Genomic DNA, 13,047 nt, shown 5'->3' with positions numbered 1-13,047 from the left:
CGGATGTCGGTGGCGATTGACATACTCGAACACATGTTCGAACATGGGCAGATGAGCCCCCCTTCCCGCCCCCTCTCCGCAGGGACGACCGAGGCAGCAGAACCCCTTCTGCGGCAGCTCGCGTCGGTGAAGGAGCTGCAGTCGCGGATCCGCGACATGCAGGCGACCACGCTCGAGACGAAGAGCATGGCGACCCTGCCGGCGTTCGCCTCCGCTCTTCCCGGCGGATCGCTCAAGCAGGGCGCCGCCTACTCGGTCGAGGGCTCGATGAGCCTCGCGATGGGGCTGCTCGCCGGCCCCTCCGCCGAGGGCGCCTGGTGCGGCGTCGTGGGCGTGCCCGAGTTCGGGGCCGAGGCGGCGGCCGGCATGGGGATCGACCTCGAGCGGCTGGTGCTCGTGCCCTCGCCGGCCGAGCACTGGCTCACCGTCACCGCGGCGCTGGTCGACGTCCTGACGGTCGTCCTCACCCGCCCGCCCGCCTCCGTGTCCTCGGCCGACGTCTCCCGGCTGGGTGCTCGGCTGAGGCAGCGGGGCGCCGCCCTCGTCGTCCTCGGCGAGTGGCCGCAGGCCGAGGCGCGGCTCAGCCTGCGCAGCAGCCGCTGGGAGGGGCTGGGGGCCGGGCACGGCTACCTGCGCTCGCGGGAGGCGCTCGTCGACGTCGTCGGCCGCGCGGGGACGCGCGTGCGCACGGTGCGGATGAGCATGCCGGGCACGGGCGGGGCCTTCGGCGTCCTCACCGAGCGCTCGCGCCTGCACGAACGGGCGGTGTGAGATGGCGAGCGCTCCCGAGCTGCGCCGGACCATCCTGGTCTGGTGCCCCGACTGGCCGCTGCTCGCGGCGGCCGCCGACGCAGGTCTCGCGGCGGAGGCGCCTCTCGCCCTGACCGAGAAGAGCAGGGTCTTCGCCTGCTCCCCCTCTGCGCGCGCCGAGGGAGTGCGCCGGGGCATGAGGATCCGCGAGGCGCAGTCGCGCTGCACCGGCCTCACGGTCCTCCCCTACGATCCGGTGCTCGACCACCGCGCCTTCGAGCCCCTCGTCCAGGCGCTGGAGGAGATCACCCCGGGCGTCCAGCTCATCCGTCCCGGCCTGTGCGCGATCCGGGCCAGGGGCCCCCGGCGCTACTACGGGAGCGAGCAGTCCGCGGCGGAGGCCGTGCTGCGCCGGCTCGCCGAGCTGGGCGTGGCGCGGGCGCGCATCGGGATCGCCGACGGCCTCTTCGCCTCCGAGCTCGCGGCGAAGCACTCGGGTGAGCCCGTCGCGATCGTGCCGACCGGCGCGACCGCGGAGTTCCTCTCCTCCCTGCCGCTCGACGCCCTCGAGACCGAGGCCGTCGGGATGCGCTCCCGGCCTCCGGTCAGAGGAGAGGATCTCGTGACCCTCCTGCGTCGACTCGGCGTGCGGACGCTCGGCGCCTTCGCCGCCCTCCCCCGAGAGGACGTCGCAGCGCGGTTCGGCCCCGACGGAGCCCGGGCGCACCTCCTGGCCTCCGGCTCCGAGACCGAGACGGTGGTCCCCCGGCTGCCCCCCGAGCGCCTCGATCGGGCGCTCGAGTTCGAGCCGCCGCTCGACCGGATCGACCAGGCGGCCTTCGCCTTCCGCGTCCCCGCGGAGGAGTTCGTCGACGAGCTCACCCGCTCGATGCTGGTCGCGACGGCGATCCGCATCGAGGTCACCAGCGATCGAGGAGAGCTCTCATCGCGGAGCTGGCTGCACCCACGCTGGTTCACCCCCGCCGACGTCCTCGACCGCGTGCGCTGGCAGCTGCAGGGCAGCGGGGCGATCGACGCGGGGCTCGGCTCGCCGATCTCCCGCATCCACGTCGAGCCCGAGGCCGTCGACGCGATCGGCAACCACGAGCAGGGGCTGTGGGGCACGGCACCCGAAGAGCGGGTCCACCACGGCCTGAGCCGGGTGCAGAGCGTCCTGGGCCACGAGGCGGTCGTCACCGCATCGGTCGGCGGAGGACGGGCCCTGCGCGACCGCCAGCACCTGATCCCCTGGGGGGACCGCGAACCGGGCGACGCCCGCCCGCGCGGACTGCCGTGGCCGGGCTCCCTCCCGCCGCCGCTGCCGCCCACGGTCTTCCCCGAGCCGGCGGCCGTGCTGGTGCGGGGGCCGCGGGGCGAGCCGGTCTCGGTCGACGACCGCGGCACCCTCACCTCCGTCCCCGCCTACTTCACCCCCGGCACCTCCCAGGCCCGGCTCGAGCCGGTGACGGGCTGGGCCGGCCCGTGGCCGATCGACGAGCGGTGGTGGGACGCGCGCACGGCCGTCCGCTACGACCGCTTCCAGGTGGTCGACTCCGGAGGGGTCGCCTGGCTGCTGCTCTGCCTCGACGGCGAGTGGGCGGCCGAGGCCCGCTACGACTGACCGCACGTCTCCGGATCCGCACTGCCCTGCACTCCCGGACCTCCGCACTCCCGGACCTCTGCACTCCGAGACTGCGACCCCGACACTCCGCACTCCCGATTCCGACGAAGGAGCCCCATGGGCTGGAACAACCCGCCGATCCCCTGGTCGGAGTTCGAACGGCGCCTGTCCACCGGTCGCCGCGCCGACGGCACCGTCGTCCGCGGCGACGGAGGCGACAGCCCCGCCTGGTCGCACAAGCGCGGCGCCTACTCCTCGGCAGACGACGTCACGGCGCCCGCCGAGAAGGTGCCCTACGCCGAGCTGCACGCCCACTCCAACTTCAGCTTCCTCGACGGCGCCAGCCGCCCCGAGCAGCTGATCGAGGAGGCGGTCCGACTCGGGATCGACACCCTCGCCCTGACCGACCACGACGGCCTCTACGGCATCGTGCGGATGGCGGAGGCGGCACAGGGGCAGAGAGCCCTGGGTCACGACGTGCGCACCGCGTTCGGTGCCGAGCTCTCGCTCGGGCTGCGGAGCCCGCAGAACGGCATCGCCGACCCGGAGGGCTCGCACCTGCTCGTCCTGGCACGCCGCGAGGAGGGCTACCACCGCCTCGCGCGAGCGATCACGACCGCTCAGCTCGCCGGAGCCGAGAAGGGCAAGCCGAGCTACGACCTCGACGAGCTCGCCCGCGCGGCCGACGGGCACTGGATCGTGCTCACCGGGTGCAGGAAGGGCCGCGTGCGCCAGGCCCTCCTCGCGGAGGGAGCGGCGGCGGCCGAGGACGAGGTGCGCGAGCTCGTGCGCCTGTTCGGCGTCCCCAACGTCCTCGTGGAGCTCTTCGACCACGGCGACCCGCTCGCCTCCCTGCACAACGACGTGCTCGCCGAGATCGCCGGCCGCCTCCGGCTGCGCCTCGTCGCCACCGGCAACGTGCACTACGCCCGGCCGGAGGACCGGCCGCTGCAGACGGCGCTGGCGGCCGTCCGCGCCCGACGGAGTCTCGACGAGATGGACGGCTGGCTTCCCGCAGCAGCAGGGGCGCACCTGCGCTCCGGAGCCGAGATGGCCGAGCGCTTCGCGCGCTATCCCGGTGCGGTCGAGAACACGGTCCGCGTCGCGGACGAGGTCGCCTTCGAGCTGAGCCGGGTGCGGCCCCGGCTTCCTCGTCAGGAGGTCCCCGAGGGTCACACGCCGATGAGCTGGCTGCGCGAGCTGGTCCGCGAGGCCGTGCCCCGGAAGTACCCCCGTGCCGACTCGGACGTGCTCGACCGCCTCGACAAGGAGCTCGCTGTCATCGAGGACAAGGACTTCCCCGGCTACTTCCTGATCGTGCACGACATCGTCCACTTCGCGAAGGGCAAGGGGATCCTCTGCCAGGGGCGGGGATCCGCCGCCAACTCCGCGGTCTGCTACGTCCTCGGCATCACGGCGGTGGACTCGATCTTCTACGACCTCCCCTTCGAGCGCTTCCTCTCGAGCATCCGCGATGAGGAGCCCGACATCGACGTCGACTTCGACTCCGAGCGGCGCGAGGAGGTGATCCAGCACGTCTACGAGAAGTACGGACGGCTGAACGCGGCCCAGGTCGCGAACGTGATCACCTACCGGCCCAAGTTCGCGGTGCGCGACATGGCGAAGGCGCTCGGCTACAGCGCCGGCCAGCAGGACGGCTGGTCGAAGCAGGTGGAGAGATGGGGAGCCATCACCGAGAGCAGCGCCGACCACGACATCCCCGACGACGTCGTCGCGCTGTCGACCCGCGTCCTCGGGGCGCCCCGCCACCTGGGCATCCACTCGGGCGGCATGGTGCTCACCGACCGGCCGGTCGGCGAGGTGTGCCCGATCGAGCCCGCGCGGATGGAGAAGCGGACGGTCCTGCAGTGGGACAAGGACGACTGCGCCTGGATGGGGCTCGTCAAGTTCGACCTCCTCGGCCTCGGGATGCTCGCCGCCCTGCAGTACACCTTCGACCTCGTCGCCGAGCACGTCGGCGAGAAGTGGGACCTCTCGACCATCCCCCGCGAGGAGAAGGGCGTCTACGACCAGCTCTGCCGGGCCGACTCCATCGGGGTCTTCCAGGTCGAGAGCCGGGCGCAGATGGGCACGCTCCCCCGGCTGCAGCCGCGACGCTTCTACGACCTGGTGATCGAGGTCGCCCTGATCCGCCCAGGTCCCATCCAGGGCGGCGCCGTGCACCCCTACATCCGCCGCAAGCTCGGCGAGGAGCCGGTCAGCTACCAGCACCCCCTCCTCGTGACGCCCCTCAAGCGCACGCTCGGGGTGCCGCTGTTCCAGGAGCAGCTCATGCAGGTCGCCGTGGCCGTCGGCGACTGCAGTGCGGAGGACGCCGACCTGCTCCGCCGGGCGATGGGCTCCAAGCGGGGCACCGAGAAGATCGAGACCCTGCGCGGCCGCCTCTACGAGGGCATGGCCCGCAACGGGATCACGGGCGACGTGGCGGACGACATCTACCGCAGGATCCAGGCCTTCGCCAACTTCGGCTTCGCCGAGAGCCACGCGATCAGCTTCGCCCTGCTCGTCTACGCCAGCGCGTGGCTGCGCCTGCACTACCCGGCCGCCTTCACCGCCGCCCTGCTGCGCGCGCAGCCGATGGGCTTCTACGCCCCGCACACGCTGGTCGCCGACGCCCGGCGGCACGGAGTGCGCATCGGCTCCCCCGACGTCAACCTGTCCCTCTCGCACCCGGGTCTCGAGGCGATCACCGACGGGCCCGCCCTCCGGCGGAACGGCGCACCCCTCGGCCACGACCGCTGCCTCGCGGCGGATCAGCCCCCGACGGGTCTCTTCGACCGCTCCGAGCCGTTCGACACCGACGACCACCGTCGCGACGGCGGCTTCCTCGTGCGACTGGGGCTGGCCGAGGTGAAGGGCATCGGAGCGGCCCTCGCCGAGCACGTCGTCGCCGAGCGCGAGCGCGGCGGCCCGTACGCGAGCATGGCCGACCTCTCGCGAAGGGCGGGCCTCACGGCGAGTCAGCTCGAGGCGCTCGGCGCGGCCGGAGCGTTCGACTCGCTCGGACTCGACCGCCGACAGGCGCTGTGGGAGGCGGGGACGGCGTCCGCCGACCGCGAGGAGTTCCTCCCCGACTCCGTGGTCGCCGTTCAGCCTCCCCTGCTCCCGATGCTCTCGGCGCAGGAGCGCGTCGTCTTCGACTTCTGGGCCACGGGGATCTCCCCCGACGACCACCCCCTCCGGCACCTGCGCGGCGATCTGCGCGACCGGGGAGCACGGTCGACCGCCGATCTCCCGGGCACGCCCTCCGGAACCCGGGTGGAGGTCGGCGGGGTCGTGATCCACCGTCAACGTCCCTCCACAGCCGGCGGAGTGACCTTCATGAACCTCGAGGACGAGCACGGGATCCTCAACGTGATCTGTTCCGTCGGAGTATGGAACCGCTACCGGCGCATCGCCCGGGAGGCGCCCGCTCTGCTCGTCAGAGGGATCCTCGAGCGCTCCGACGAGGGCGTGACCAACCTCCTCGCCGACCGCTTCGAGGCGCTGACGGTCGGCGCCCGAACCACGTCCCGCAACTTCCGATGACCGCACGCACGCGACGACGACCACACCGACGACAGCTCGACCCACGAGGAAGCGACACCATGACGCACACCGACCACGTCCCCACCACGACGATCGACGCACCCCTCGTGGAGGACCGCGAGCTGCGCGACCGCGTCTCCTCGCTGATCGGGCCCGCCTACCGCAGGGCTCTCTGGCCGCTCTTCCTCGACCGCGACGGCTACCAGCTGCCGATCCTCTACCCGGTCGACGGCCTGCCCGTGCACCCCGACGAGGAGAAGACGGAGCGCATCGTCGCGACGCTCGCCAAGGCCGTCGCCCATCAGGACGTCGGAGCGCTCGCCTTCGCGCTCGAGCGCCCCGGCCGGGCCTTCCTCGGCGAGTCCGACCGCGTCCTCGCCCGGCACCTCGCCGCCGCCTGCCACCGCAGGGCGATCCCCCTGCGAGCCCTCCTGCTCGTTCACGACGACGGCGTGCGCATCATCGCGACAGGAGAGTACGCGGGGGTGGTGCGGTGAGGGCGGTGGCGATCGGCGACGTCCCCGCGGGACGGCGACTCAGACGGGACGGGCGAGGGTGATCAGCAGCGACGAGGCGCCGAGGTCGACCTCGGTGTCGCCGGGCTGCACCGCGTACTCGCCCACGCCGAGAAGCGACTCCGCCACCTCGGGCAGCGGGACGCGGGCTGCGGCGTCGCCGACGTTGATCGCGATCGTCACGCGACCGCGACCGAGGGTCAGCCAGCGCGCCTGCTCGTCGAGCGCGACCTCGACCGAGCCGAAGCGCGGGTCGGTCAACTCGGGGAAGCGGCGGCGCAGGGCGGCGAGCTCGCGGTACACGCCGAGGATGCGAGCGTGACGCCCCTCCTCGGCCTCCGACCAGTCGAGGCGCGAGCGCGTGAAGGTCTCGGGGTCCTGCGGGTCGGGGACGACGGCGGGGTCCCAGCCCATCCGGGCGAACTCCTCGATGCGACCCTTCGCCGTCGCCTCGCCCAGATCCTTCTCGGGGTGCGAGGTGAAGAACTGCCACGGCGTCGACGCCGCCCACTCCTCGCCCATGAAGAGCATCGGGGTGAAGGGGCCGAGCAGGGTCAGCGCGGCGGCGATGGCGAGCCGGCCCTCGTCGAGGGTCGCGGTGAGCCGGTCGCCGATCGCACGGTTGCCGATCTGGTCGTGGTTCTGGCTGCAGACGACGAGTCTCCAGGTCGGCATGTGCTCGACATCGACAGGGCGACCGTGGTGACGGCCGCGGAAGGTCGAGAGGGTCCCGTCGTGGAAGAAGCCGCGCGTGAGCACCTTCCCCAGAGCGCCGAGCGGGGCGAAGTCCTCGTAGTAGCCCGTCGTCTCGCCCGTGAGCGCGACGTGCACGGCGTGGTGGAAGTCGTCGCTCCACTGGGCGTCGAGGCCGTAGCCCCCCGCCTCCCGCGGCGTGATCAGCTTCGGGTCGTTCAGATCCGACTCCGCGATCAGCGTCAGCGGCCGACCGACGTGCGCCGACAGAACGGCGACCTCGGCGGCCATCTCCTCGAGCACATGCACCGCGCTCTCGTCCGAGAGGGCGTGCACCGCGTCCAGGCGCAGCGCGTCGACGTGGTAGTCGCGGAGCCACATCAGCGCGTTGTCGATGATGTAGCCGCGCACCACGTCGGCTCCGGGGCCGTCGAGGTTGACGGAGCTGCCCCAGGTGTTGGCCTTCTCGCTCTTGAGGTAGGGGCCGAACTCGGGGAGGTAGTTGCCGCTCGGGCCGAGGTGGTTGTACACCACGTCCTGGACGACGCCGATCCCGGCGCGGTGAGCGGCGTCGACGAAGCGCTGGTACGCCTCCGGTCCGCCGTACGGCTCGTGGACGGCGTACCAGAGCACTCCGTCGTAGCCCCAGTTGTGCGTCCCGTTCACCGCGTTCACGGGAAGGATCTCGACGAAGTCGACACCGATCGAGCGCAGGTGCTCGAGCTTGCCGGCCGCCGCCTCGAGCGTGCCCTCGGGAGTGAACGTCCCGACGTGCAGCTCGTAGATGACCGCACCGGCGAGCTGGCGCCCGGTCCACGCCTGATCGGCCCACTCGTGCGCCGCCGGGTCGAACGTCCGCGACAGCTCGTGGACACCGCTCGGCTGGCGCCTCGACCGCGGGTCCGGGAAGGGACCGGACCCGTCGATGCGGTAGCCGTAGTCGACCTCGCCCGTAGTCGCGACCCGATCCGTCACGCGCCACCAGCCGTCCTCCCCGCTCGAGGCCATCGGCACGGCGCTGCCTCCGCCGAGGACGAGCTCGACGGAGGAGGCGTCGGGCGCCCAGACGTCGAACCGCTCGGGACCCGTCGTCGGCAGGGCGTGGCGGTAGTGGGTCGTGCTGTTCACGGAGATCTCCAGAGTCGATCGGAAGGAACGGGGAAGGGGAAGCGGTCAGGCGACGGGAGCGAGGAGGGCGACCGGGAGATCACCCAGGATCTCGGCCACCGCCGTCGGCCCCCCGGCGAAGGTGCGTCCGGTGAGGACGTCCTCGACGGGGTGTCCGGGCAGGACGACCAGGGTCTCCCCCCAGCCACCGGCCGAGACGAGGCCCGCGGGGAGCCGCGTCGCGAGGGTCAGCGCGCCGCCGCGGTCGAAGGCGATGGCGTGGTCGGCCGCCGGCCCGACGACCGAGACCGGGACGTAGCGGGTGAAGAGCTCCGGCCGGTCGCGACGCAGGCGCAGAGCGCGCGAGGTGACGAGCAGCTTGGCCGCACCCTGCTCGTCGATCGGCGGCAGCCAGCCCCCGTCGATCCGCTCGAGCAGCGCGCGCCGCTCGCCGAAGTCGACCGGACGCCGGTTGTCGGGATCGACGAGCGACGTCTCCCAGAGCTCGCTGCCCTGGTAGACGTCCGGGATTCCCGGAGCCGTCAGCTGCACGAGCTTCGCCGCGAGGCCGTTCGACCACCCGGCGGCCTTCACCCGCGTGACGGTCTCCTCGACGAGTCGGCGCACGGCGGGCTCGTCGAACGCGGCGTCGACAGCGGCGTGCATCCGCTTCTCGAAGGCCTCGTCCGGAGCGGTCCAGTGCGTCGAGCTGTCGGCCTCGCGCGACGCCTTCTCGGCGTAGGCGTGCAGGCGCTCGCGGGTCGCGGGCCAGGTGCCGACGACGGCCTCCCAGAGCAGGTGCTCGATCGGCCCGTCGCCGAAGCCCACCAGCTGGTGGAGCTCGCGCAGCGTGCTCGCCCACGCCTCCGGGTCCTCGGCCAGCGCGGTGATGCGTGCCCGGGTGTCCTCGCCGCGCTTGGTGTCGTGCGTCGACAGCGTGGTGAGCGAGGCGGGGAACGACGCCTGACGCACCGACTGCCGGCGGTGGAACTCGTCGAGCTCGATGGAGAACTCGTCCGGATCGGCGCCGACCTCGTTCAGCGACGTGAGCCGGCTGTAGCGGTAGAACGCCGTGTCCTCGACGCCCTTGGCCATGACCATGCCCGAGGTCTGCTGGAACCGCATCGAGACCGGGCTGCCGGTCTCGCCGAGCAGCTCGGCGACCCGATCGATGACCGGCGCGATCTCGGGGCGGCGGTGGACGGCGTCGCGGCGGGCGTGCTCGAGGTGCTCGGCCCCGGCGGGGAGGTAGCTGCGGTAGACCGGGAAGGTCGCCAGGAGCTCCGCCAGGGCGTCGTCTGCCCCGTCGACCTCGGGGATCAGGCGGGCGAGTCGGAGGACCTCGGAGCGCAGGATCCCGTCGGCGATGCCGCGCTTCGTGTCGTGGATCAGGTCGGCCCACACGAGGGGCGCACCGCCGCCGGCGAGCTCGGCGTCGAGTCCCTCGAGGACGGGACGCGCGTCGGGGTCCACCAGGATGCGGTCCACGTCGGCCAGGGCGTCGTAGCCCGTGGTGCCCACGGTCGCCCAGTGCGCGGGCAGCTGCTCGTCGCCCTCGAGGATCTTCTCGACCCACACCGGCGCGCCGTCGATGGCGCGCGCCAGGTCGTCGAGGTATCCCCCCGGGTCGGCGAGACCGTCGGGGTGGTCGACGCGGAGGCCGTCGGCGAGCCCTTCGGTGAACCACCGGATGATCTCGCGGTGCGACGCGTCGAACACCTCGGGGCGCTCCACCGCGATCGCGGCGAGGGTGTTCACCGCGAAGAAGCGGCGGTAGTTGAGCTCGGCGTCCGCGCGCCGCCAGTTGACCAGCTCGTAGCTCTGCCGCGCGTGCACCGTGCGGCCGGAGTCGCCGGGCTCGACCGTCCCCGGAGCGATCGGCAGGCGGTTCTCGTAGTAGTGCAGCTCGTCTCCGACCACCTCGAGCGCATCCAGCTCGCTGTCACTGTCGCCCTCCGAAGCCCCGTCGCCGAGGATCGGGACGCGCAGGCGACCGGCGCCCGCTTCCCAGTCGATGTCGAACGCGTTCGCGTAGCGCGACGACGTGCCGTTCTTCAGCAGGTCCCACCACCACGCGTTCTCGATCGGAGTCGCGACGCCCATGTGGTTGGGCACGATGTCGATCAGAACGCCGAGCCCCTCCTTGCGGGCGGCCGCCGAGGCGTGCGCGAGACCCTCCGCACCGCCGCGGGCGGGGTCGACGGAGTCGTGGTCGACGACGTCGTATCCGTGGTCGGAGCCGGGCTCCGCCGTCAGGAGGGGCGAGAAGTAGAGCCAGTCCGCACCGAGGGCACGCACGTAGTCGGCGATCTGCGCCGCCTCGTCGAGATCGAAGCCGGAGCGGATCTGCAGTCGGTAGGTCGAAGCGGGCAGTCGCACGTCAGGCTCCTGTCGAAGGGGCGGTCGCGGCGTCGGTCGACTCCGCGTGGGGGCTCATGTGGCTGGTGATGATCGGGATCGCCGAGGTGGCGGCCTGCGAGGCGAGGGAGGCTGCCACGGAGTGGTCGACCTCGGGCTCGGGTGCGCTGTGCTCCTGCAGGATCACGAGCGACTTCGCCTGCACCGTCAGGATCGCGCCGGCCGGGCGCGGGATCGAGTCGGCCTCGGCTCCCGCGGTGTCGACGAGGACGGCCCACGCGAGCGCGTACTCGTCGCTCGGGATCGTGAACTCGACGTCGACGTCGTCGGCGTTGAAGTAGAGCAGGAAGCTGTCGTCCATCACCGGCTGGCCGCGCTCGTCGCGCTCGCGGATCCCGTTGCCGTTCAGGTAGATGCCGACCGAGCGGTCCAGACCCGAATCCCAGTCGGACGGCGTCATCTCGGTGCCGTCGGCCTTGAACCAGACGATGTCGGGCAGGGGCTCCCCGGTGCCGCGCAGCACGGGGCGGCCGTCGAAGAACCGCCCGCGGCGGAACGTCGGGTGCTCGGCGCGGAGGCGGATCAGCGCGGCCGTGAACTCGACCAGGGGCCGGTCCGCGGTCGTCCAGTCGATCCAGGTCAGCTCGCTGTCCTGCGCGTAGGTGTTGTTGTTGCCGTTCTGCGTGCGGCCGAGCTCGTCGCCGTGCAGGATCATCGGGACTCCCTGCGAGATCAGCATCGTCGCGAGGAAGTTGCGCTGCTGGCGCGCGCGCAGGCCGAGCACCGTCGGGTCGTCCGTCGGGCCCTCGGCGCCGTGGTTCCAGGAGCGGTTGTGCGACTCCCCGTCGTTGCCGTTCTCACCGTTCGCGTCGTTGTGCTTCTCGTTGTACGAGACCAGGTCGCGGAGGGTGAAGCCGTCGTGCGCGGTGACGAAGTTGATCGACGCGACCGGGCGACGGCCGGAGCGGGCGTAGAGGTCGGCCGATCCCGTCAGCCGCGAGGCGAACTCACCGAGAGTCGAGGGCTCGCCGCGCCAGAAGTCGCGGACGGTGTCGCGGTACTTGCCGTTCCACTCCGTCCACTGCGGCGGGAAGTTGCCGACCTGGTAGCCGCCGGGGCCGACGTCCCACGGCTCGGCGATCAGCTTGACCTGCGAGACCACCGGGTCCTGCTGCACGAGCTCGAAGAAGGTCGAGAGGCGGTCGACGTCGTAGAACTCGCGGGCCAGAGCCGAGGCAAGATCGAACCGGAAGCCGTCGACGCGCATCTCGGTCACCCAGTAGCGCAGCGAGTCCATGATCAGCTGCAGCGAGTGCGGGTGCCGCACGTTCAGCGTGTTGCCGGTGCCGGTGTAGTCCATGTAGTAGCGCTTGTCGTCGTCGACGAGGCGGTAGTACGCGTCGTTGTCGATCCCGCGGAACGACAGCGTCGGGCCGAGGTGGTTGCCCTCGGCCGTGTGGTTGTAGACCACGTCGAGGATGACCTCGATGCCGGCCGCGTGCAGCGCCCGCACCATGCTCTTGAACTCCTGCACCTGCTGGCCGCTGTCGCCGGTCGAGGAGTAGGTGTTCTGCGGCGCGAAGAAGCCGATGGTGTTGTAGCCCCAGTAGTTCGAGAGGCCCTTGTCGATCAGCGTCGAGTCGTTCACGAACTGATGCACCGGCATCAGCTCGATCGCCGTGATGCCGAGGTGCTTGAGGTGCGCGATGACCGCCGGGTGGGCGACTCCGGCGTACGTGCCGCGGAGCTCCTCCGGGATGTCGGGGTGCGTCTTGGTGAGTCCCTTGACGTGCGCCTCGTAGATCACGGTGCTGTCGTAGGAGGTGAGCGGGCGTCGGTCACCGGCCCAGTCGAAGAACGGGTTGATGACGACGCCCATCATCATGTGGGCCGCCGAGTCCTCGTCGTTGGTCGAGTCCGGGTCGCCGAACGTGTACGAGAACAGCGACTGGTCCCAGTCGATCTCGCCGGCGACGGCCTTCGCGTACGGGTCGAGCAGCAGCTTGTTGGGGTTGCAGCGCTTGCCCTCGGCCGGGTCGTACGGTCCGTGGACGCGGTAGCCGTACTTCTGGCCGGGCTGGACCTGCGGCAGGTAGCAGTGCCAGACGTACGCGTCCGACTCGAGCACGTCGACGCGCGTCTCGGTGCCGTCCTCGTCGAACAGGCACAGCTCCACACGTTCGGCGATCTCGCTGAACAGGGCGAAGTTCGTACCGCTTCCGTCGAAGGTGGCGCCCAAGGGGTAGGCGGTTCCGGGCCAGGTCTCCACGAGACTCCTCTGAGTTCTGGTCTCGGGCGATCCGGGAGAGGCCGTCGTGCGGTCTGCGGATGCCCGACGTCGGGGGTGGGGGTCCACCACTCGCGCGACGGACCGACTGCCCAGCTTAGCGAGAGGCGCCTCCCCGGTCTGTGGGGTGGACGCGCTCACGCTCCGACGCCCCGGTGGAGCCGAGC

7 protein-coding genes are annotated in these 13,047 nt (G+C 71.8%); 4 read left to right on the top strand and 3 right to left on the bottom strand.

What is annotated here, in order from left to right; translation table 11 throughout:
• The first annotated feature begins 51 nt into the window (after positions 1-51).
• The 4 genes from GRS96_RS11405 (at position 52) to GRS96_RS11390 (ending at position 6,417) form a co-directional block, all read left to right on the top strand.
• Positions 52-771 carry a hypothetical protein gene (locus GRS96_RS11405; protein WP_159853562.1) on the top strand — a complete coding sequence of 240 codons (720 nt, stop codon included), beginning with the start codon at positions 52-54 and terminating at the stop codon, positions 769-771.
• A 1-nt stretch (position 772) separates the two neighbouring features.
• Positions 773-2,371, top strand: a complete 1,599-nt coding sequence (locus tag GRS96_RS11400) for a DNA polymerase Y family protein (protein WP_159988499.1) — start codon at positions 773-775, stop codon at positions 2,369-2,371.
• A gap of 117 nt (positions 2,372-2,488) precedes the next feature.
• Positions 2,489-5,920 carry an error-prone DNA polymerase gene (locus GRS96_RS11395; RefSeq protein ID WP_159988498.1) on the top strand — a complete coding sequence of 1,144 codons (3,432 nt, stop codon included), beginning with the start codon at positions 2,489-2,491 and terminating at the stop codon, positions 5,918-5,920.
• 59 nt (positions 5,921-5,979) lie between these two features.
• Entirely contained in the window at positions 5,980-6,417 is a 438-nt protein-coding gene (locus GRS96_RS11390; protein WP_159988497.1) for a hypothetical protein, read from the top strand.
• A gap of 39 nt (positions 6,418-6,456) precedes the next feature.
• On the opposite strand, the gene treZ is transcribed toward GRS96_RS11390, so the two are convergent.
• The 3 genes from treZ to glgX are packed head-to-tail and all read right to left on the bottom strand — an operon-like array spanning position 6,457 to position 12,862.
• Positions 6,457-8,256: a malto-oligosyltrehalose trehalohydrolase gene (treZ, locus tag GRS96_RS11385; RefSeq protein WP_236553619.1), complete on the bottom strand. Its 1,800-nt coding sequence runs from the start codon at positions 8,254-8,256 to the stop codon at positions 6,457-6,459.
• A 45-nt stretch (positions 8,257-8,301) separates the two neighbouring features.
• A complete protein-coding gene (treY, locus tag GRS96_RS11380; protein WP_159988496.1) occupies positions 8,302-10,614 on the bottom strand; it encodes a malto-oligosyltrehalose synthase in 2,313 nt (770 codons plus the stop codon).
• Position 10,615: 1 nt separating this feature from the next.
• Complete coding sequence (gene glgX, locus GRS96_RS11375) at positions 10,616-12,862, bottom strand: glycogen debranching protein GlgX (RefSeq protein WP_159853557.1); 2,247 nt, start codon at positions 12,860-12,862, stop codon at positions 10,616-10,618.
• Positions 12,863-13,047: the final 185 nt, after the last annotated feature.

Origin of the sequence: Rathayibacter sp. VKM Ac-2803, assembly GCF_009807175.1 — a bacterium.
Taxonomy (GTDB): domain Bacteria; phylum Actinomycetota; class Actinomycetes; order Actinomycetales; family Microbacteriaceae; genus Rathayibacter.
The sequence above is the reverse complement of the archived record's forward strand: the minus strand, read 5'-3'. Positions and strand labels throughout refer to the sequence as shown.